The sequence below is a fragment of the Pseudomonas sp. rhizo25 genome, from assembly GCF_031931935.1.
GTDB lineage: Bacteria > Pseudomonadota > Gammaproteobacteria > Pseudomonadales > Pseudomonadaceae > Aquipseudomonas > Aquipseudomonas synxantha.
In genome coordinates, this window is record NZ_JAUJXA010000003.1 from 171172 (window position 1) to 192818 (window position 21647).

The window sequence follows — 21647 nt, forward strand, 5'->3', positions numbered from 1 at the left end:
GCCACCCCTGTCATATCCGGTTAACGGTTACGGGTGACTCGCCAAACAGTATTGGCCAGGTCATCGGCAATGATCAGCGCACCTTTGGGGTCCACCGTCACGCCCACCGGGCGCCCACGGGTCTTGCCATCGTCACCGCGAAATCCGGTGGCGAAGTCGATGGGTTCGCCAGCAGGCTTGCCATTGCTGAACGGCACGAAGATCACCTTGTAGCCCACCGGATTGTCGCGGTTCCAGCTGCCGTGTTCGCCGACAAACACGCCATCGGCAAATTTTTCACCCATGGCCGGAATGGAAAAATCCACGCCCAATGCAGCCACGTGGGAGCCCAGGCTGTAATCGGGCTTGATCGCCGCCGCCACCTTGGCCGGGTTCTGTGGTTGTGCCCGTGGGTCGACGTTCTGGCCCCAATAGCTGTACGGCCAGCCGTAGAAGGCGCCTTCTCGCACCGACGTCAGGTAGTCCGGCACCAGGTCGGGGCCGAGTTCATCGCGTTCGTTGACCACCGTCCACAGTTGCCCGGTACCCGGTTGAATGGTCAGCGCCGTGGGGTTGCGCAAGCCGGTTGCGTAGGGCCTGTGAGCCCCGGTAGTCGCGTCGATCTGCCAGACCATGGCGCGGTCAATCTCCACTTCCATGCCGCGTTCGGTGATGTTGCTGTTGGAGCCGATGCCTACATACAGCTGACGTCCGTCGTCACTCACGGCCAGTGACTTGGTCCAGTGGTGGTTGATCTGCGCCGGCAGGTCGGTGACTTTGACCGGCGGCGCACTGGCCTTGGTCTGGCCGTCGGCGTAGTCGAAGCGCACCAGTGCGTCCTGGTTGGCTACATAGAGTTTGCCGTCGGCGAACGCCAGGCCATAGGGCGCGTTGAGGTTGTCGGCGAACACCGTCTTGAGCTCATAGGTGCCGTCACCGTCGGCGTCGCGCAGCAGGGTAATGCGGTTGCCGCCCTTGACCTTGGTATTGCCCTGGGCCTTGATCACGCTGGCGATCACGTCCTTGGGCTTGAGCTTGGCCGCACTGCCGCCACGGCCTTCGGCCACCAGGATGTCACCGTTGGGCAGCACCAGGGTCTGGCGCGGGATCGCCAGGTCGGTGGCGATGGCGGTCACGCTGTAGCCTTCGGGCACGTTGGGCTTTTGCTCGCCCCACGGGGTGGGCTGCGCAATCTTCATGCTCGGCAACAGGCTGCTTTGTTGTTCAGGCAGTTTAGGGTCAGGGCCGCGAGCCTGGGTCTTGTCGCCTTCGCCACCACAGGCAGTGAGCAGCAGGGCTGCGCTGAGCAGGGTCAATGTGTTGAGGGTTTTCATCGGGCAACTCCTGAGCGCAGGTTGGTCAGGCCGATCCAGGTCGCGACGATCGCCAGCACGGTGACAATTGCCGATAGCACCAAGCCTGTAGGCATCATGGCGTACGCGTCCTTGGCATGCTGGAAGGCGTTGACCAACCCAAGCACCCAGGTTCCCAGCAACAGCAGGAAATAAGCCATAGGTCGCCCGCCCTTATGTTCGGCGCGCACCAGGTTGACCAGCGCAAACAGCAGGGCAAAACCGCAGAACACCAGCGCCCCGGCGATCAGCCATGAGGCGAAGTTGGCCCATTGGATCTGGTAGGTCTGGCCGTAGGCGATATCACTGAGCAGGGCCCCGAGAAACAGCGGCACGGTGCCTGCCAGCAAGGTCCCATGCAATGGGCCAGGTCTGACGACGGGGTAAGTGGGGAGGGTGGTCATGGGGGGGGCGGCTCCTTATCGTTCTGCACCCTGGGCTCAGGGCGCGCTGACTTCGCATAGGAAAGGAGCATGGCATTTATAAGAAAGTTCACTGGGAGGTCGTGTCGAGATGTTTTTCGAACCATGCCGCGTAGGGGGTATTGCTGACTTTGCAGCGGTTGTAATCCGGAGCGCCATCGTGCCACCACGCCGGCCCACGCTCGCCCAATGCGACCTTGGCATGCTGCACCTGCTGCCGGGCGGCTTTCAATGCCTGGGCGTCAGCGGCGCCCTTGGCCGCCTTGACCGCACGGCGCGCATCCATCAGTGCATTGACCCAATGTTGCCGGATCGCCTCATCCAAGGCCGGATTGGTGCAGCGCCACAGTTGCCCCTTGACCACAAAATAGCGGCCGTCCGGTGTGCTAAGCATGGTGCCGATGCAGCACCCGCAGCACGCCCCACAGCATCGACATTACAATTGCCATCCAACCGGCAAACAGGCTGAAGAGTGTCATTGCAAGGTTCATAAAGGTCTCCCGTTGCGTTGTCGTCTCTTTATAGGTGACCTCGCTTGCAAACCAGGATTCAACTGGATGTGTTTACGGCCGCGACTGCATGATTCATCCTGCCGGGCCGAAAAGAGGAAACGCCTTATGCCAACCCTGCATCTGCTGTGCGGCAAGATCGCCTCCGGCAAGTCCACGCTCGCCAAGACCCTGGCCGCCGAGCACCGAGCCATTGTGCTCAGCGAAGACCACTGGCTGGCCAGTCTTTACCCCGGTGAGATCCAGGCCATCGCCGACTACCTGCGCTGTGCCCAGCGGGTGCGCGGTGTACTCGGGCCGCTGGTGGTCAATCTGTTGGAATCCGGCGTGAATGTGGTCCTGGATTTCCCGGCCAACACCCTGGCCAACCGTGAGTGGTTGCTCGGCCTGGCCCAGGCGGCCAAGGTGCCCCACCGCCTGCATTATCTGGAACTGGACGATGCGACCTGCCGTGCCCGCCTGCATGCGCGCAACGCCCAGGGCGAGCATGACTTTGCTGCGACTGACGCCGAATTTGACCTCATCACTCGCCACTTTAGTGTGCCGAGTGAAGAGGAAGGCCTGGTGATTGAGGTGCATCACCCGTGACCCTCCAGCAAACCACGGGCGTCGATGCCGACGGGTTTATCCTCACCGTCGCCGATGTTCCCGTACAAATCGAGTTCCAGCCCGTGCTGGCGGATGTCTGCGCAACCCTGTCCCAGGCGGCGTTCGGGCTGCATGGGATTTATCTGTATGGCAGCGTCGCACGAGGCCAGGCCGAGGTCGGGGTTGCTGATCTCGACCTCTCGTTGATACTCAACGATCCCCCGGATGCTGCGGTGCTCGAGCAAATTGAAACGACCCGAATTGCCTTGGAACAACGGCATCCGCAAGTGACCAAGATCGACTTCGATATCGGTCATCACGCTCAAGTGTTGGCGCCGGAAAACCGCAACAGTTGGGGCTTCTGGCTCAAGCATCATTGCCGCTGTGTATGGGGCGAAGACCTTGCACGGCACTTCGACCCGTTTCGCCCGTCCCGCGCCATCGCCATGGCGGTCAATGGTGACTTCGAGCAAGTGCTCACGGCGTATCTCGTGCGTATCGAACAGGCCGGTACTGAACACGCACGTCATCGCCTGCAGCGTGAAGCATCGCGAGCCTTGATCCGGGCCACTCACACCTTGCGCGCAGACGATGCGCACATGTGGCCGCATACCCTGGAAGAGTACGTCGCGCTGTTTGTTCAACAGTACCCCTCGATGCGCGTGCAAATCGCGTACTTCCTGTTTGAAGCGCGTAACCCCAGCGCTGAGTGCGAGGTGTTTTCCACGCGGCTACGGGCGTTTTTGAGTTGGATGGTTTCGGCGCTCAGGGAAAGGAATCAATCAAATGCGTGAACGCAAAGCCGCACGACTAATGGTGATAAGCCCTGCAAAGCAGGTGCTGCTGTTCCGCTTCGTGCATAAAGACGGCGCATTGGCTGGCAGGAATTACTGGGCTACGCCGGGCGGTGGTGTTGAAGCCGGGGAAACCTATCACAGCGCCGCAATCCGTGAACTGCGCGAAGAGACTGGCATCACTGTCAGCAGCGTTGGCGAATCAGTGGCAGAACGCAGTTTCCCATTGATGCTGCCCAGCGGCGAAACCGTGTTGGCGATCGAGCGCTATTTCGTGGTGCAGGCGCCCAGCGAGGCGCTGTCCAGGGCCGAGTGGACGGCTGAGGAGACCCAGGTGATGGCGGATCATCGTTGGTGGTCGGCAGAGGAGCTGCGCACTACGACGGACACGGTGTGGCCGCAGGGGCTGCTGGAAATGCTCGAGGACGTCGGCGCCTTCTAACCGTTTTCAGGTTGGAAGAACCGCTCGGGCCGGCAAGGCGCCAGGGCAGGGCAGACCCTATCCTCCATGATCTCTTCGCTGGCAAGACTCCCCACGATGGCTGCCAGCGTCACGCCAGGATGCATCGCGCAGACGTACACACCGCTTATGCCTGGCAATTGGCCAATGATCGGAATGCCATCGGCCGGGATGGGCCGCAGCCCGACGCAGGCCAATTGTGGTTCGATGAACGTGACCCCTTCGAGTTCATCCGCAATAGCCTGGGCGGTGCGCCGGGCGATGGCGGCCGCCTGGTTTTCCGGGGCGTCGTCCAGATAGTCTTCGGCTGCCAGCCAGGTCCCCTCAGCACTTTCGCGCACCTCCATTGCAGGGTTGGAAATAAGCGTGCGCACGATGCCGGGTGAGGCGTTGTAGCGGATAAAGATCGCGGGGGAGGCATCAATCGGCAAGGGCACACCCAACAGCTTCGTCAGCGCGGGGATTTCGGTGCCGGCTGCGAGCACCACCACGTCGGCATCGATGACGCCCAGGCTGGTTTCAACGCCGGTGACCTGTGAGCCCTGCATCCTGAAACCCAACACCTGGGTGTGGGTCAGCAGCGTGGCACCGTGGGCCTGGGCGCCTTCCATTAAGGCATGGGTGGTGTGTACCGCGTCGAGTGCGCCTTCTTCGGCTTTGAATTGGGCCTGCTCAGGCGGGTTTCTCAAACGCGGCTCAAGTGCCTGGATACGCTGGCGAGTGATCCGTGAATCCGCCCCAGGCTGAATGTCTGCGCCGTAACACAGGGCGCCCGTCCAGCGTATCTTCACGGCGGGCAGCTCATGCTCCAGGCGGTGATACGCGTCAATCGCTGCACTGCGCAAAGTGGCAATGGGGTCGGGTGCGTCGTGGGTCGTGTTGAGCCAGGCAAATGAGGTGGCCGTGACCCCGGACGCGACTTCGCCGGCCTCGACCACCGTCACATTCGCGCCCTTGCCGGCCAGGTGATAGGCCAGTGAAGCCCCCACGATACCGGCGCCAATCACTACAATGCGCATGCCTCGATGCATATCCGCTTCCTTGTTAATGACTCGCCAGGATCTCGCTGGTCTGGAATACCCTGGCATAGTCCATCGCCAGGTTACTGAGCGACAACGCATGCACATCTTCAGCCGGCCACAGGCGTCCCGACAGGTCGGCTTGATCGAAGGTAAAACAGGCATCCGCCGCCACGATCACATCAAACCCCAGGTTGCCGCCTGAGCGCACAGTGGCCTCCACGGAGTTGTTGGTGATGACCCCGACGATCACCAGTGCAGCGTTCGTCGCTAACGGTTCCATGGCCTGTCCTTTTGCGGGTGAGGCGCGAAACATATCAGCCGATGCGGGGCTTATACAGTGGCCTGTTCGAAAATATGATGGGCCAATGGCAGTTTGACGCTTGACCGTTATTCAACTGGCCTGGCGCAATCTAAATGTGGGAGGGGGCTTGCTCCCGATAGCGGTGTGTCAGTGAGCTTATTTGTCACTGATCGACCGCTATCGGGAGCAAGCCCCCTCCCACAGAAGATCGCCCTGACCCTCGGCGCTTGCTGAGCGCCAGGCAATCAGCGAACGGCTCTGGATTGGCCTTCTGGCTGCTGAAACGCTACCCTCGTTCTCAATTCCCCAACCACCGGCTGTGACAGTGAGTCACGGTCTACATGAATCAGGACGATGAACGATTACTCTCTGAAGCTCGCGAACTACTGGCGAAACTCCCTGGCCGATGCCGAAAACGGCAATGGCGCTTTATTCAACAGCCATGTCAAAACCTATACGGTCTTGCCCATGGCCGCCTTGGCCGCGGGCTGTTTGCCGGCTGAGCAGGTGGAGCTGCTATTTGCCGGCGAACCTGCGCAGTTACTGCACGTCGACGTGACCTTGCGACCGTTTGTCTATGCCTCGCGCCCGGAACACCGCAAGGCGCGCAATGGGTTGCCGGCGTTCATCACACCGATTCTTTGCCGTGTGTCGGTCACCCGCGACGGGCGCATCTACGCGACCGGGCCGGCGTTGGTGCCCCGTGACATCCTCGAGCCGTTGGATTATGACAATTTCACCCTCGGTGCACAGTACGACCTGGACCGTTTTCTGGCCGCCCAAGAGGCGCCCCGGTTCGAACCGCCGCCCTCCGGTACCGACGTGGACCCGGAGCAGTATCGCGAAAAGTGGATCAGCTACCTGCGCTACTGCAAGAACATGTTCCACGCGGTGTGCAACGCTTGGGACGGCGTGGAAGACGGCTTTGACCCGGTCAACTACTGTTACCTGTTCAAGGAGCAGAAGGCTGACGGTTTCAGCATCAACATCGTTGCGCTCTACGATCACCTGCGTGCCAGCAAACCCGATGTGCCATTGTTCGAGCGATTTGCACAGCGTGGCCCCACCGCCGATGAGCCGTGCCTTGCGGCCAACAGTCTGTTCGCCAGCCGACGCGGGCATGCCGGTGACGAATACGCGCTGGCGCCTGCCCAGCGCGATAGCCTGGCGCACCTGTTGGCCGGGAATACCGGGGATATCCTGGCGGTCAACGGGCCCCCGGGCACCGGGAAAACCACCTTGGTCCTCTCTGTGGTGGCCTCGCTCTGGGCCAAGGCTGCGGCAGAAGGCGGCGAACCGCCGGTGATTGTCGCCAGCTCGACGAACAATCAAGCGGTCACCAATATCATCAAGGCGTTCGGTAAAGACTTCGCCGCGGGCACCGGGCCCTTCGCCGGGCGCTGGTTGCCCGACATCAATAGCTTCGGCGCTTACTTTCCCAAGGCCTCGGCCGAAGCGGAGATGGCGCGCACTTACCAGACCAAGAGCTTTTTCCTTGAGCTTGAGTCGCAGGCCTATCTCGACAGGGCCCAGCAGGCTTACCTGGGCCGCGCGGCGATGGCCTTTGCTGGCGACCCGCAACCCACGCTGAAAAATACCGTGGACAAGCTCCAGGCCGAAATTCGCCTGCGCCAGCAGCAACTCGCCGCGATCGAGCAAACTTGGCCACGGCTGGTGGCTGCCCGCAAAGCTATCCAGGATCTGCTCGGCGATGACCCACGGGCGGCCATCAGTCGCCTTGAAACCCAGCTGCGGCTGCAGACTGAACAGCTGGCGAGCACCCAGGCACGCTTGAAAGACTTCAAGCACTACCTGGCCCATGAATCGTTGATCTACACGCTGTTTGGCTGGTTCGGCCCGATTGCCGCCAAGCGCCTGCGCCTGGCCAAGCTTCACGTCGATGAGGCAGACACTGAGCTGCAAAGCGCCGTCGATGTGCATGACATGGAGCGCCGCCTGACCGCCGCCGTGAGCCACGCCGCGCAAAGCCTGAGAACACTCCAAGCTCAGCGGGAGCGGGTGGACGAGTTGCTGCGCGGCGAGCAGCGCGAGCTGTTGAACTGGCAGGCGGTGATTGGCGTATTACCCCGCGCGACCGGCAAGCCTGCCGCACAGGTGACGCTGGAGGACTGTGATGCCTGGGCGGACACTTCGTTGCGCTTCGAGACCTTCCTGCTGACCACCCATTATTGGGAGGGGCGTTGGTTGATGGAAGTCGCCGAGGAGTTGCCGCTGATCCTCAAAAGCCGTAAAAAAAATGGCCGCAAGACCCTGGAAAAAAACTGGCGGCGCTGGATGAAACTCACGCCTTGTGTGGTCGCGACGTTTCACCGATTACCGGGCGAGCTGTCGTGCAGCCGTCGTGATGGCGATGGTTATGTCAAAGACTATGCGCTGAACTTCATCGACCTGCTGATCGTCGACGAAGCAGGCCAAGTGCTTCCTGAGGTGGCGGCGCCGTCTTTCGCCCTGGCCAGGCAAGCTCTGGTGATCGGCGACACTCAGCAGATTGAACCCATCTGGTCGATACCGGCGGCCGTGGATATCGGCAATTTGCTCAGCGCCGGCCTGTTGTCACGCAGCAGCGTGGACGACGATTACGAGGCGTTCTGTGACAGCGGGCGCAGCGCCGCCAATGGCAGTGTCATGGCGATTGCGCAGTCGACCAGCCGCTATCACTACGACCCTGAACTGGCGCGCGGCCTTTACCTCTACGAACACCGCCGTTGCTATGACTCGATCATCGATTACTGCAACGCCCTCTGCTACAAGGGCAAGCTGCAACCGCGCCGGGGCGCCAAGCCGCAAGGTGGCTTGCCGGGGCTGGGCTACCTGCACATCGACGGGATGTGCCAGCAGAAACAGGGTGGCAGCCGTCATAACCTGCTTGAGGCACAGACCATTGCGGCCTGGATCAAGGCCAACGAACAGCAGCTCGTTGAACGCTACGACAAAGAGCTCTGGGAGATTCTTGGGGTGATAACCCCCTTTGGCGCCCAGACCCGGGCGATCATCGAGGCCTGCAGCGCATTGGGCATTCGCACTGGCAAACTTGACGGTGAAATGACCGTCGGCACGGTGCACTCTTTCCAGGGCGCCGAGCGGCCCGTGGTGATTTTCTCGGCGGTGTACTCCAAGCACGCCGACGGCGCGTTCATCGACCGTCGGGACAGCATGTTGAACGTGGCCGTGTCTCGCGCCAAAGACAGTTTCCTGGTGTTCGGCGACATGGACCTGTTCAGCCAGATACCCGCCAGTAAGCCTCGTGGGCGCCTGGCCCAGTACCTGTTGCACAGCCCGGAGAACGCACTGGCGTTCGACTTCCAACCTCGGGTGGATTTGCTTACCGCGCGCACTGGCTTGAGTCACCTGCATGAATTTGCCGAGCATGACCGGTTCCTGTTACGCACCCTGGAAACGGCACGCCAGCAAGTGCAGATTGTGACGCCCTGGGTCAAGTTGCGCGGCATGCGCGAAAGCGGCGCCTTGGATGCAATGGTCGGCACGGTGCAGCGGGGCGTGCAGGTGACGGTCTACACCGACTTGCGCTTCAATACCGACATCAACCCCGGCCGGTCCGAAGGCAACCCGGGCAAAATCGCTGAATTCAAGGAGGCGATTGCGGCGCTCAAACAGCATGCCGTGCAGGTGCGCGTGGTCAACAAGGTGCACAGCAAGCTGGTGATGGCCGATGAGGAGTTACTCTGCGTCGGCTCGTTCAATTGGTTGAGCGCCGCACGTTCGGGCGATTACGTGCACCACGAAACGTCCATGGTCTATCACGGGCCGGACGTCAGCAGTGAGCTGACTATCAACCGCACGAGCCTGGCGCGACGCCTGAGCTCAAGCCAACCTTAGCCTGGCGCAATGCTATGCCAGGGGCCTAAAGGCTGCTGGCATAGCGACACCGATCGGCAGCCCACACGCAAAACCCTGAGACTTCCCGGCGAAAATCTTCATAATGGCGGCCAATTTGTTTAGCTCGTTATTCTGGTGTGCCCGCATGGAAATTAAGGTCAACTTTCTCGACAACCTTCGGCTTGAAGCCAAGTTCGATGACTTCACGGTCATTGCCGACCAGCCCATCCGCTACAAGGGCGATGGTTCGGCACCGGGGCCATTCGATTACTTCCTGGCTTCGTCGGCGTTGTGTGCGGCGTACTTTGTGAAGTTGTACTGCCAAACGCGCAATATTCCCACGGAGAATATTCGCCTGTCGCAGAACAACATTGTCGACCCGGAAAACCGCTACAACCAGATCTTCAAGATCCAGGTCGAGCTGCCTACGGATATCTCCGACAAGGATCGCCAGGGCATCCTGCGTTCCATCGACCGGTGCACCGTGAAGAAAGTCGTGCAGGCCGGGCCGGAGTTTGTGATTGAAGAGGTAGAGAATCTCGACGCCGACGCCCAGGCATTGCTGATGCCCAACTCGACGTCTGAGGTCGGCACCTACATCGCCGGCAAGGACCTGCCGCTGGAGCAGACCATCGCCAACATGTCCGCGATCCTCGCCGGCCTGGGCATGAAGATCGAGATCGCTTCGTGGCGCAATATCGTGCCCAACGTCTGGTCGCTGCATATCCGCGATGCCCATTCGCCGATGTGCTTTACCAACGGCAAGGGCGCAACGAAGGAGGGCGCCCTGGCGTCGGCGCTGGGTGAGTTCATCGAACGGCTCAACTGCAACTTCTTCTACAACGACCAGTTCTGGGGCGAGGAGCTGGCCAATGCGCCGTTCGTGCATTACCCGGATGAGCGCTGGTTCCAGCCGGGCAAAAATGACGAGCTGCCGAGTGAAATCCTCGATGCCTACTGCCTGAAGATCTACAACCGCGATGGCGAGCTGCGCGGCTCGCACCTGTTCGACACCAATTCCGGTAACGAAGCCCGCGGCATTGTCTCGTTGCCGTTTGTGCGCCAGTCCGACGGTGAAGTGGTGTATTTCCCTTCCAACCTGATCGAAAACCTCTACCTGAGCAACGGCATGAGCGCCGGCAACACCTTGGCCGAAGCCCAGGTGCAGTGCCTGTCGGAGATTTTCGAGCGGGCGGTGAAGCGCGAAATCATCGAGGGCGAATTCGCGCTGCCGGACGTACCGGCCGAAGTGTTGGCCAAGTACCCGGGCATTCTGGCGGGCATTCAGGGCCTGGAGGCCCAGGGCTTCCCGGTGCTGGTCAAGGATGCGTCCCTGGGCGGGGAGTTCCCGGTGATGTGCGTGACCTTGATGAACCCACGCACCGGTGGCGTGTTCGCCTCGTTCGGCGCGCACCCAAGCCTGGAAGTGGCGCTGGAGCGCAGCCTCACCGAGCTGCTGCAGGGCCGCAGCTTCGAAGGCTTGAACGACCTGCCGCAGCCGACCTTCGAAGGCCAGGCGGTCACCGAGCCGAACAACTTCGTCGAGCACTTTATCGACTCCAGCGGCGTGGTGTCGTGGCGCTTTTTCAGTGCCCAGTCCGATTATGAATTCGTCGAGTGGGACTTCTCCGGCCACGGCGAAGACTCCAACGCCCAGGAGGCCGCGACGCTGTTCGGCATCCTTGAAGGCATGGGCAAAGAGTCGTACATGGCGGTGTACGAGCACCTGGGTGCCACCGCCTGCCGCATCCTGGTGCCGGACTACTCGGAGATCTACCCGGTGGACGACCTGATCTGGGACAACACCAACAAGGCGCTGTTTTTCCGCGAAGACATCCTCAACCTGCACCGCCTCGACGAGGACGAGTTGCAGGCACTGGTCGAGCGCCTGATCGAAAGCGAGCTGGACGACTACACCGATATCACCACTCTGATCGGCATCGAGTTCGATGACAACACGGCCTGGGGCCAACTGACCATTCTGGAGCTGAAACTGCTGATCTTCCTGGCCTTGAAGCAGTATGAAGAGGCCAAGGAATGCGTGGAGATGTTCCTGCAGTACAACGACAACACCGCCGAGCGTGGCCTGTTTTACCAGGCGATGAACGCGGTACTGGAGATGGAACTGGATGACGACCTGGAGCTGGCCGACTACGAAGCCAACTTCCGGCGCATGTTTGGCAACGAACGCATGGATGCGGTGATCGGCTCGGTGGACGGCAGCGTGCGGTTCTATGGGTTGACGCCGACCAGCATGAAGCTGGGAGGGCTGGATCGGCATTTGCGCCTGATCGACAGCTACAAGAAGCTGCATGCGGCGCGGGCCAACGTAAGCCTTGGCTGATTTACACTGTCAATGTGGGAGGGGGCTTGCTCCCGATAGCGGTGGGTCAGTTACAAATAAGCTGACTGATGCACCGCCATCGGGAGCAAGCCCCCTCCCACATTTTTGATCGATGTTTGGCGTTAGATGTGCGCCAAGGCTTGGGCCAGATCCTTGCGCAGATCCTCAACCCGCACCAACATGATTTCGAACTGATTCTGCGTTCAATGTGGGAGGGGGCTTGCTCCCGATAGCGGTGGGTCAGTTGCAAATAAGCTGACTGATGCACCGCCATCGGGGGCAAGCCCCCTCCCACATTTTGATCGATGTTTGGCGTTAGATGTGCGCCAGGGCTTGGGCCAGATCCTTGCGCAGATCCTCTACATCCTCAACCCCCACCGACAACCGTACCAGCCCATCGCCGATTCCCAACTGCGCCCGCGTCGCCGCCGGGATGCTCGCATGGGTCATGATCGCCGGGTGTTCGATCAGGCTTTCCACGCCCCCCAGGCTCTCGGCCAGGGCGAAGATCTTGACGTTTTCCAGGAAGCGCGTTGCACCGGCCAGGTCGCTGTTCAAATCCACTGAAATCATCCCGCCAAACCCGCGCATCTGCTGTTTTGCCAACTCATGCTGTGGGTGGGATTTCAAGCCTGGGTAGTGAACACGCGATACCTGTGGCTGTTGTTCCAGCCAGGTGGCCAGGTCCAGGGCATTGCTGCAATGGCGCTCCATGCGCAGCGCCAGGGTCTTTACCCCGCGCAAGGTCAGGAACGCGTCGAACGGCCCGGCAATAGCGCCCACTGAGTTCTGCAGAAAGCCCAAGCGTTCTGCCAGCTCAGGGTTGTCGCCCACAACGGCGATACCACCGATCACATCGGAATGCCCATTGAGGTACTTGGTAGTGGAGTGCACCACAATATCGAAACCCAGTTCCAGCGGCCGCTGGATCCACGGGCTGGCGAAGGTGTTGTCGGCCACGCAGACAATCCCGCGGGCACGGCAGATACGTGCGACGGCGCGCAGGTCGGTGAGGCTCAGCAGCGGATTGCTCGGGGTCTCGACCCAGACCATGCGCGTGTCGTCCTGCAACGACGCTTCAAAGGCCGACAAGTCGCTCAGGTCGACATAGCTGAAACGGTGCCCGGCACTGCGCTGGCGTACCTTGTCGAACAGCCGGAACGTGCCGCCATACAAGTCATTGCCCGAGACAATATGTGCGCCGGCATCCAGCAGCTCCAGCACCGTGGAAATCGCCGCCAGCCCCGAGGCAAACGCAAACGCCTGGCTGCCGCCTTCAAGGTCGGCCACGCAGCGCTCCAGGGCAAAACGCGTGGGGTTGTGGGAGCGCCCGTAGTCGAAGCCCTTGTGCACACCGGGGCTGTCTTGCAGGTAAGTGGAGTTGGCGTAGATTGGCGGCATCAGCGCGCCCGTGGTCGGGTCGGGTGACTGCCCGGCATGGATCACACGGGTGGCAAACGCGCTTTTATCGGGCTGACTCATGCAAGGGATCTCCGTAGGTGGTTAAGCAGGTCGACGCGGGTAATCAGACCATGGAAGCCTGAGGCGTCAGCAATGATGGCGACCAGGCCGCGATCCAGTTCTGCCTGCAGTTCGGCCAGGCTGGCGCTGGGGGCCAGGGTGTGCAAGGTGTCGGTCATGGCGCTGGCGACGGTCATGGAAAAATCCGCGGCGTCGTGGTGCAAGCCCAGCAGGATATCGGACTCATCGATGACGCCCACCAGCTGTTGGCCGTCTACCAGCACCGGCAGTTGCGACACATCCGCCAGGCGCATGCGCTGGAAGGCGGTGAGCAGGGTGTCGTCGGGGCTGACGCTAATCACGCGGCCGTCTTCGAAGCGGCGGGCGATCAGGTCGCGCAGGTCGCCGTAATGCTTGTACTGCAACAGGCCGGCGTCGTTCATCCATTGATCGTTGTAGACCTTCGACAAGTACCGCGTGCCGGTGTCGCAGACGAAGGTCACCACACGCTTGGGCGTGGTTTGCTCACGGCAGTAACGCAGGGCGGCGGCTAGCAGGGTGCCGGTGGATGAGCCCCCGAGAATGCCTTCGGCCTTGAGCAACTGGCGGGCGTGGTCGAAGCTTTCTTCATCGCTGATGGAGTAGGCGTGGCGCACGCTGGAGAGGTCGGCAATCGAGGGGATGAAATCCTCGCCGATGCCTTCCACGGCCCAGGAGCCGGGCGTTTCCAGCTGGCCGCTGCGGCTGTATTCGGCCATTACCGAACCCACCGGGTCGGCCAGTACCATGGCCAGGTCTGGCTGTACGCGTTTGAAGAAACGGGTCAGCCCGGTGAGGGTGCCGGCCGAGCCGACGCCCACCACAATCGCATCCACATCATGCTGGGTCTGCGCCCAGATCTCCGGCGCGGTGCTGGTCTCGTGAGCCAACGGGTTGGCCGGGTTGTTGAACTGGTCGGCAAAGAACGAGTCGGGAATATCCTTGGCCAGGCGTGCAGCCACATCCTGGTAATACTCGGGGTGGCCCTTGCCCACATCGGAACGGGTGATGTGCACCTCGGCGCCCATGGCCTTGAGGTGCAGGACTTTTTCCGTGGACATCTTGTCGGGCACCACCAGCACCACCCGGTAGCCCTTGGCTCGGCCCACCAGCGCCAGGCCCAGGCCGGTGTTGCCGGCGGTGGCTTCGATGATGGTGCCACCAGGGCGCAAGCGGCCGTCACGTTCGGCGGCGTCGATCATCGCCAGGCCGATGCGGTCCTTGATGGAACCGCCGGGGTTTTGTGATTCAAGCTTGAGAAACAGTGTGCAAGGGCCAGTGTCGAAGCGGCTGACCTTGACCAGCGGTGTGTTACCGATCAGCTCAAGTACGGCAGGGCGGGATAGGGTGGGCATGTCGTCACCTGGTTACGGGATGGGCGTAGGGTAGGGGGACAGCAAAATGCATGACTTCGAACATAGGCCGGTATCGCCCAGGTCGCAACCTGGCGGTCCGATGCATGACTTTTTTTGGCGCATGGGCGATGCGCGTGGGGACTCAAATTGGCGTGCCGACGCAGATCAAATGTAGGAGCGCTCGAGCTTTAGCGAGGCCGCTCCCACATCAGTCACCGGCAATGGCAGCTTCGATAGTCGCTATGTCGATTTTGGTCATCTTCATCATCGCCTCAAACGCACGCTTGGCGACGGCGGAATCCTTGCTGGTCACCGCATCGACCAACACCCGTGGCGAGATCTGCCATGACAAACCCCATTTGTCCTTGCACCAGCCGCAGGCACTTTCCTTTCCGCCATTGCCAACGATGGCATTCCACAACCTGTCGGTTTCCTCCTGGTCGTCCGTGGACACCTGAAAGGAAAACGCCTCGCTGTGCTTGAACGCCGAACCGCCGTTCAGGCCGATGCACGGGATGCCCATGACGGTGAATTCCACCGTCAATGCATCGCCCTGTTTACCGGAGGGGTAATCGCCAGGGGCGTAGTGCACCGCGTTCACTTTGCTGTCGGGGAAGGTTTCGGCGTAAAAAGTGGCAGCCTCCACAGCGTCGCCGTTGTACCAGAGGCAGACGGTATTTTTGTTGTTCATCGCAAACTCCTCGGGTTAATAGGAGTATGAAGTCTAGACGAGGGTGCCGCCCTGTCAGCCGGCGTTCCCTTTCAGCTGATGGGCGACCGCTGCCTTATCGATCACCGACCAGACGCGGGCGAATTTACCGTCGACGCATTCGTAAAAAACGTTCTCGTCGAATACGACCGTCCTGCCGTTGATCGGCAGCCCGAAAAACTCGCCCCTGGGACTGACCCTAAAGTTCAGCCGACTGGCGACCGTCGGCGGGTCGGCAACCAGCAGCTGAACGCGGAACACCAGGTCGGGGATTTCCCGGAAGTCGCGCTCCAGCATCGCCCGGTAGCCCTCCAGGCCAACCGGGCTCCCGTTGTACGTCACATCAGGGTGGACAAAATCGCCCAGGTGCTGCCAATCCTGACGGTTCAGACAATCGATATAGCCTTGGTAGAAGCTGGCGAGTTGGTCGCGGGTCATGGGCCGTTCTCCTGGTTTAAGCGCGCTCGTCCACTATCGCCGGCAAGCAGATGTCCCCGCAAGTGCGTGACCGGGTATGCCGCGAACGCCAGCTCAAACCCAGCACCATCAGCAAACCCAGGCCGGCCATCAGCGCGCCTGCCAGGGAAATGGCCGGGTAGCCCAGCCCGGCGTTGATCACCGCGCCACCCAACGCCGCGCCAATCGCATTACCGAAATTAAACGCACCGATGTTCATCGCGGAAGCCAGGTTAGGCGCATCCTTGGCGGCTTCCATCACACGCATCTGCAACGGCGGCACCAAGGCAAAACTCGCGGCGCCCCACAGCAGGATCGACACGGCAGCAGGCAGCGGCCATTGCATCAGCACCGAGAAGGCTAGCAGCACGGCGATCAACACCACCAGGGAGGTGATCAAGGTACGGTCCACCGAACGGTCCGCAGACTTGCCACCCCACACGTTGCCCAGGGTCAGGCCGACACCGAACAGCACGAGCATGCCGGTGACGAAGTTGGTCGAGGCGTGGGTGACGTCACGCAGAATCGGTGCGATATAGGTGAACACCGTAAACATTGCACTGGAACCCACCACGGTCAGCGCCAACGCAGCCAGCACCGGCCCGCGGCCTAGTACGCGAATTTCCGCCATCAGGCTTCCGCCTTTCGGCGCGGGAGCATTGGGCAAGGCCCACCACAGCGCCGCCATCACCACTGCGCCTAACCCACTGATGCCCCAGAACGCCGTGCGCCAACCAAAATTCTCGCCAAACCAAGTGGCCAGGGGCACACCGCCAATGGTCGCCAAGGTCAGCCCCAGGAACATCGCCGCGACCGCTCCCGCACGTTTCTCTGGTGCTACCACACTCGCCGCCACAATCGAACCAATGCCGAAGAACGCCCCGTGGTTCAGCGATGTCACCAGCCTGGCAATCATCAAGGTCTGGTAGTTGGTGGCCAACGCCGAGAGCAGATTACCCAGGGTGAAAATCGCCATCAGCCCGATCAACAGGTAACGGCGTGGCACCCTGGCCGTGGCGAGGGTCATGATCGGCGCGCCGATCAGCACGCCCATGGCATAGGCGCTCACCAACAGCCCCGCGGCGGGAATGGATACGCCAAGATCGGCGGCAATACCGGGCAACATGCCCATGGGTGCAAACTCCGTGACCCCGATGCCAAAGGCACCGATGGACAAGGCTACAAGGGGTGGATTGATACGCATGGTTGACTCCTCATCTGTGTGTCAAATGCTACAATCCAGCCTTTTGCAGCAGTAGCCCTTGGTTCGGAACTACAGCTTTGCGCAGGAGGCACAAATGGACATTGGTGGACGTTCGGGAGAGATGGAAGTGTTCGCCATGGTCGCCGAGCACGGCAGCCTGTCCGGCGCGGCGCGAGCCCTGGGGCTGACGCCATCGTCCATCAGCCGCATCATCACCCGCACCGAACGGCGCATCGGCACCCGACTGCTGCTGCGCACCACCCGCGCCATCACCTTCACCGCCGAAGGCGAAGCCTACCTGCGCGGCGCCCGGCGCATCCTTGCGGACATGGCCGAAGTCGAAGACGCCATCACCGACCAAGGCGCCCCCCGCGGCCGCCTGCGAGTCAGCGCCGCCCTGGCCCATGGCCGTATGACCATCGTGCCGTTGATCGCCGCGTTCAGCGCCCGCTATTCCGCCATCGTCGTCGACCTGATGCTCGGCGATGAAGTCGTGGACATCCTCGGCGGCCAGGCCGACGTCGCCATCCGCTTCGGCCCACTCGTCGACAGCCCCCTGACCGCCCGCCACATCGGCTCCACCGGCCAGGTTATCGTCGCCTCACCTGACTACCTGGCGCGCCACGGCACCCCGGTTGTGCCGCAGGATTTACTCAACCACAACTGCCTGCGCTTCAACTTCCGCCGGGCGGCGCCGGATTGGCCGTTTCGGGTGGAGGGGCGGGAGTTTTCGTTGAAAGTGACGGGGACGATTGAGGGCAATAGTGGGGAGGCGTTGGCGCAGTTGGCAAAGCTGGGGGCGGGGATTGCGCGGATTGGGGCGTTTAGTGTGGTGGAGGAGGTGAGGCGGGGGGAGTTGGTGGTATTGCTTGAGGAGTTTAACCCGGGGGATGTGGAGCCGATTCATGCGGTGTTTGTGGGGGGAGGGGCGATGCCGGCGCGGGTGAGGGCGTTTGTGGATTTTTTGGTGGAGCGGCATGGGGGTTGATGAGGTGTGATTGTGGATCTTTTAGACGATGGGTATTTTACCGGGTGGATTTCAGCCACAAGGTGGGCGGGCACTCCCGTGAATAAGCGTTAACTAAGATGGACTCCGCGATGAAAAACTGGATATCTAATACGAAGATTAATGCTCTGTTAGAGGTTGGCTCTCAAGAATTTGATGGCGTGAAAGTTAAGCGGGCCCTTATAGAGTACTGCGACAGGTATCAAAAGATTTATCCTTTTGAAATTCTGGAAGAGCCACTTAACTTTCTGATAAGCAACGTAAATTCAGATGATAAATATAGGGAAGTGCGAGCAGTGCTTAGGATTGCTGCTGAAGAATACTGCATTAGTTTAAACGAGATAGCCGAGGCTCTTCTTGACCTGATAGACACACGTATCCTTTCTGCGGACCAGGCGAAGAAAATTATCAACCACCTTTTCGAAGCGTTTTCCTGCAATGAAAAACCTGAAGATTTCATTCCAAGGGAGGATGCCTATTTGTGCAAAAAACTATTTGCGATTACCTCTAGCTAGCAAATGGTTCAAACCACTCCGGCCGAATATGTTGAAGCCCATGCCGCTCAACCCGTTTTTCGGTCCAATCTACTCGCGATGGCACCGACTCAATCTTCAATCTCTCCCCGCTCTATGCTGGTGGTTACCTGCATTGTGTAGCTTTTTAAGCTTGCTGAAACGTTTCATCGAGTTTATAAAACGACTACAACTCCAAGAAAGGCTACCGCCATGACCCCAATCAAACTCTTCATCGCCCTCAGCACACTTTCCGCCGCCTCCCACGCCATGGCCTGGGATTACGTCCTGCTCGACACCGACAAAGCCGCCCAGAACTGGCAGGTCACCAGCCAGCAGCTCGGCATACAAGCCGACAAACCCTTCAGCGTCACCCTGCGCACCTTGCACGGCGGTCGGCAGGAGGGCGTCAGCATCGTCGATATCGATAACGGCACGATGAAACTATCGGTGGTGCCGACTCGCGGGATGAACGTCTTGCAGGCTTCGGTCGGCGATGTGCGCATGGGTTGGGATTCGCCGGTCAAGGAGGTGGTCAATCCGTCTTTCATCGAACTCAATGGCCGTGGTGGCCTGGGCTGGTTGGAAGGTTTCAATGAGTTGGTGACCCGCTGCGGATACGAATGGGTCGGCCACCCCGGCATCGACAACGGCGAACTGCTGACCCTGCACGGTCGGGCCGCCAACATTCCGGCGAACAAAGTCACCCTGCACATCGATGAAAAACCACCGTACGCCATCACCCTGCGTGGCGAGCTGAAAGAGCAGGCGTTCAAGAAGGTCGACTTCTCCGTCGCGACCGAACTGGTCACCGAGGCTGGCAGCGTGGTGTTCGCCCTCAACGACACCCTGACCAACAACGGCGACTATCCGAAGGAATACCAGGCGCTGTATCACAGTAACTTCAGCACGCCGTTCCTGGAGCAGGGCGCTCGTTTCGCCGCGCCGGTGAAACAGGTGTCGCCGTTCAACGACAAGGCCAAGGGCGAACTGGCCGACTGGCAAACGTACCGCGCACCCACCAAGGACTACGATGAAACGGTTTACAACGTGGTGCCGTATGCCGACGCCAAGGGCGATACGTTGACCGTGTTGCATAACAAGGCCGGCAGCCTGGGCGTTTCGGTGGGCTTCAATACACAGACACTGCCGGTGTTTTCCTTGTGGAAAAACACGGATACCCAAGGCCAGGGCTATGTCACAGGGCTGGAACCGGGCACGAGCTTTTCCTATAACCGCCGGTATCAGCGGCCACTGAACCTGGTACCGACTATTGGGCCGAAGGAACACAAGCAGTTCCGCATCAGCTATAGCTTGTTGGCGGATAAGGCGGCGGTAGATAAGGCCTTGAAGCAGGTGAGCGAGATTCAGGCCGGGCGGAAGACTGAGGTGCGGCAGGCGCCGTTGGTTGATCTGACCAAGGGGTGATGCCGGGACGATCATCGGTGTCGTTGCTCGGGGGGGGCTGACCATTTAGGGCCGTGGGACTGCCGAGTAACGAGCCGATGGTAATGTATTGGGTGTCAAACTTTGCGTGCCCAACTCCCGAACATCACATCGCCGATGTAGATGCCTGAAGAGGCTGAACGCTCCTGGTCCAAGCGCTCTTGCAGCGTTTCAATATCGACGTCTTCTACACTGGCCACTCCTAATGCAGTGATTCGCGGTAAGCACGCTCGAACGATGGCGCCAAGGCTGTAGGGTGTATCAGGTGTTTGTATCAGGCATTCAGCCCGCACGCTTTCAACAGTCAAGCCTGCCTGTGTAAAAATGCTGTGCAGATTAAAACCGATGTGTAGATCGGCGCCTTCGCGAGCAATCATTTCTTGTATCCAGGATTGCGCCCTTTTATGCAAAGGGAAGGGATCCAGGCTTGTGGGTACCATGGTCGTATCGTGCTCTTGAAAGACCACGATGCCAGTGGGGCGCAAGTACTTCGACAGCGCACGAATCGTTGCCACCGCATCCTTCTGATACATCAGGACACGCCGCCCAACGATTGCGTCAAAAGTGCCGAGAGAGTCCTGCAGTTCTGAAACATCACACTGCAGAAATTTCAGTGAAGGGTGGTTTCGTGATGCATTGCGCTGGCGTGCACTGGCGATGGCTGCGGCGTCACGATCGATTCCGATGATCTCTGCGTCATTCTCTACCAAATCACACAACAGAAATGAAACATCCCCCGAGCCGCAGCCAACGTCCAGAATTCGCATCCCTTTTGCGATTCCTGCGTCGATCAGCAAACGTGTGGTGAAGTCGGGTAGGTTGGTCGACATTACTAAGCCTCAATGAGTTTATAAGTAAGCGTAAGCTCTTATTGCCGTGCTTTTTGGCAGTGGGAGAAGGTTTCACCCAGTCAGTGGTGACTCTCCAATGCATGAAGTGTGACGCTGGCGGTATGTGGACTGGGATGTCCGCTTCTGGCCGGTTAGCGACGGTCTGACTCCGACCGTCGCTATGCATGATCAAACCTCAGTCTGTTCCGCCATCTCCAGGGCGCCATCGACCTCAATCCCCAGATATCGAACAGTGCTCTCCAGCTTCGTATGGCCGAGCAGCAACTGAACCGCCCGTAGGTTCTTCGTTCTGCGATAGATTAGTGATGCCTTCGTACGTCTCATTGTGTGAGTGCCATACATGGCTGGATCAAGGCCTACGGCTTTCACCCAGCCTTTGACAATACGAGCGTATTGACGAGTGGATAGATGGTCTGAGGTATGTAGCCGACTAGGAAAAAGGCAGTCCTCGCTGCGTAGTTGTGCCTGATGTATCCATGCCACGAGAGCTGACCGTGTTTGCTCAGTGATCTCAAACTGCACTGGTCGCTGCGTTTTCTGCTGCATCACCATGGCTCGTGATGATACGTGTTCGCCATGGGCGACATCGCGCACGCGGAGCTTGGTTAAGTCGCAGGCTCGAAGCTTACTGTCGATGGCCAGATCGAAGAGAGCCAGATCCCGGCTTCTTTCCGCAATTTGAAGCCTTACTCGGATGGCCCAGATATCTCTCAGTCGGAGTGGGGCTTTCTGCCCTACTAGTTTTCCTTTGTTCCAGGGCTGACGGCCGCAGGTAGCGATGATGTTCATAACAAGTCCTCCACGTGTGGAAAGACAAGGATGGCTAATCAGAGCGACGGTCGCTCACCGGCCAAGAGTACTCTCTTAGAGGGGTCTAAGAAGCCGGGGGGAAATTAAGTGTAGGAAATTTCTCACGCGTCCTTGAACTTTAATGAGCAACAGTTGTTCATAGGGGAGTTGCCTGTCAGAGGCAATTCTC

Annotated in this window: 19 protein-coding genes and 1 pseudogene; 8 read left to right on the plus strand and 12 right to left on the minus strand. The window is 60.1% G+C overall.

All coding sequences use genetic code 11. From position 1 onward, the window contains the following. Positions 1-20: 20 nt before the first annotated feature. The 3 genes from QZR30_RS07815 to QZR30_RS07825 all read right to left on the minus strand — a co-directional run bounded on the left by QZR30_RS07815 (position 21) and on the right by QZR30_RS07825 (position 2147). Entirely contained in the window at positions 21-1313 is a 1293-nt protein-coding gene (locus QZR30_RS07815; RefSeq protein ID WP_046068344.1) for a PQQ-dependent sugar dehydrogenase, read from the minus strand. After that, complete coding sequence (locus QZR30_RS07820) at positions 1310-1735, minus strand: DUF2231 domain-containing protein (RefSeq protein ID WP_046068343.1); 426 nt, start codon at positions 1733-1735, stop codon at positions 1310-1312. The genes QZR30_RS07815 and QZR30_RS07820 overlap by 4 nt, the downstream gene beginning before the upstream one ends. 88 nt (positions 1736-1823) lie before the next feature. Next, positions 1824-2147, minus strand: a complete 324-nt coding sequence (locus QZR30_RS07825; RefSeq protein WP_274354798.1) for a hypothetical protein — start codon at positions 2145-2147, stop codon at positions 1824-1826. A 223-nt stretch (positions 2148-2370) separates the two neighbouring features. Here QZR30_RS07825 and QZR30_RS07830 point away from each other — a divergent pair, with 223 nt between their 5' ends. Genes QZR30_RS07830 through QZR30_RS07840 form a run of 3 tightly spaced genes read left to right on the plus strand, consistent with a single transcriptional unit; the run spans position 2371 to position 4086 of the window. Next, positions 2371-2850 carry an AAA family ATPase gene (locus tag QZR30_RS07830; protein ID WP_046068341.1) on the plus strand — a complete coding sequence of 160 codons (480 nt, stop codon included), beginning with the start codon at positions 2371-2373 and terminating at the stop codon, positions 2848-2850. Further along, positions 2847-3644 carry a nucleotidyltransferase domain-containing protein gene (locus QZR30_RS07835; protein ID WP_068967303.1) on the plus strand — a complete coding sequence of 266 codons (798 nt, stop codon included), beginning with the start codon at positions 2847-2849 and terminating at the stop codon, positions 3642-3644. The genes QZR30_RS07830 and QZR30_RS07835 overlap by 4 nt, the downstream gene beginning before the upstream one ends. Next, positions 3637-4086 carry an NUDIX hydrolase gene (locus tag QZR30_RS07840; RefSeq protein ID WP_046068339.1) on the plus strand — a complete coding sequence of 150 codons (450 nt, stop codon included), beginning with the start codon at positions 3637-3639 and terminating at the stop codon, positions 4084-4086. Before QZR30_RS07835 ends, QZR30_RS07840 begins: the two co-directional genes overlap by 8 nt. Here the strand turns inward: QZR30_RS07840 and QZR30_RS07845 are convergent. Continuing rightward, positions 4083-5135 carry an NAD(P)/FAD-dependent oxidoreductase gene (locus tag QZR30_RS07845; RefSeq protein ID WP_311903145.1) on the minus strand — a complete coding sequence of 351 codons (1053 nt, stop codon included), beginning with the start codon at positions 5133-5135 and terminating at the stop codon, positions 4083-4085. The two genes, QZR30_RS07840 and QZR30_RS07845, sit on opposite strands and share 4 nt — an antisense overlap. A gap of 13 nt (positions 5136-5148) precedes the next feature. Next, positions 5149-5379 (minus strand): annotated as a pseudogene (locus QZR30_RS07850) (isochorismatase family protein); the annotation flags it as partial. A gap of 402 nt (positions 5380-5781) precedes the next feature. Here QZR30_RS07850 and QZR30_RS07855 point away from each other — a divergent pair. Together QZR30_RS07855 and QZR30_RS07860 are read left to right on the plus strand one after the other, a co-directional pair. Beyond that, on the plus strand, positions 5782-9285 hold the full coding sequence (locus tag QZR30_RS07855) for an AAA domain-containing protein (protein WP_311903146.1): 3504 nt from the start codon (positions 5782-5784) through the stop codon (positions 9283-9285). A gap of 145 nt (positions 9286-9430) precedes the next feature. After that, positions 9431-11629 carry an OsmC domain/YcaO domain-containing protein gene (locus tag QZR30_RS07860; RefSeq protein ID WP_311903147.1) on the plus strand — a complete coding sequence of 733 codons (2199 nt, stop codon included), beginning with the start codon at positions 9431-9433 and terminating at the stop codon, positions 11627-11629. A 315-nt stretch (positions 11630-11944) separates the two neighbouring features. Here the strand turns inward: QZR30_RS07860 and QZR30_RS07865 are convergent, their stop codons facing one another. The 5 genes from QZR30_RS07865 to QZR30_RS07885 form a co-directional block, all read right to left on the minus strand. Beyond that, on the minus strand, positions 11945-13111 hold the full coding sequence (locus QZR30_RS07865; RefSeq protein WP_046068336.1) for a cystathionine gamma-synthase: 1167 nt from the start codon (positions 13109-13111) through the stop codon (positions 11945-11947). Then, positions 13108-14484 carry a cystathionine beta-synthase gene (locus QZR30_RS07870; protein ID WP_311903148.1) on the minus strand — a complete coding sequence of 459 codons (1377 nt, stop codon included), beginning with the start codon at positions 14482-14484 and terminating at the stop codon, positions 13108-13110. Before QZR30_RS07870 ends, QZR30_RS07865 begins: the two co-directional genes overlap by 4 nt. Positions 14485-14692: 208 nt before the next feature. Further along, complete coding sequence (locus QZR30_RS07875) at positions 14693-15175, minus strand: VOC family protein (protein WP_311903149.1); 483 nt, start codon at positions 15173-15175, stop codon at positions 14693-14695. A 54-nt stretch (positions 15176-15229) separates the two neighbouring features. Further along, positions 15230-15631 (minus strand): ester cyclase, encoded by a 402-nt coding sequence (locus QZR30_RS07880; RefSeq protein WP_046068333.1) that lies wholly within the window; start codon positions 15629-15631, stop codon positions 15230-15232. A 16-nt stretch (positions 15632-15647) separates the two neighbouring features. After that, complete coding sequence (locus tag QZR30_RS07885; RefSeq protein ID WP_046068332.1) at positions 15648-16853, minus strand: MFS transporter; 1206 nt, start codon at positions 16851-16853, stop codon at positions 15648-15650. Positions 16854-16947: 94 nt separating this feature from the next. Here QZR30_RS07885 and QZR30_RS07890 point away from each other — a divergent pair, with 94 nt between their 5' ends. From QZR30_RS07890 to QZR30_RS07900, 3 genes are all read left to right on the plus strand, one after another. Further along, entirely contained in the window at positions 16948-17841 is an 894-nt protein-coding gene (locus QZR30_RS07890; protein ID WP_068967297.1) for a LysR family transcriptional regulator, read from the plus strand. A gap of 110 nt (positions 17842-17951) precedes the next feature. After that, complete coding sequence (locus tag QZR30_RS07895; RefSeq protein ID WP_046068330.1) at positions 17952-18374, plus strand: hypothetical protein; 423 nt, start codon at positions 17952-17954, stop codon at positions 18372-18374. A 210-nt stretch (positions 18375-18584) separates the two neighbouring features. Then, positions 18585-19799, plus strand: a complete 1215-nt coding sequence (locus QZR30_RS07900) for an aldose 1-epimerase family protein (RefSeq protein ID WP_056847681.1) — start codon at positions 18585-18587, stop codon at positions 19797-19799. Between the two features lie 95 nt (positions 19800-19894). Here the strand turns inward: QZR30_RS07900 and QZR30_RS07905 are convergent, their stop codons facing one another. Then, positions 19895-20647 carry a class I SAM-dependent methyltransferase gene (locus tag QZR30_RS07905; RefSeq protein WP_059398198.1) on the minus strand — a complete coding sequence of 251 codons (753 nt, stop codon included), beginning with the start codon at positions 20645-20647 and terminating at the stop codon, positions 19895-19897. Positions 20648-20836: 189 nt separating this feature from the next. Continuing rightward, positions 20837-21457, minus strand: a complete 621-nt coding sequence (locus tag QZR30_RS07910) for a tyrosine-type recombinase/integrase (protein WP_056847683.1) — start codon at positions 21455-21457, stop codon at positions 20837-20839. Between the last annotated feature and the right edge of the window lie 190 nt (positions 21458-21647).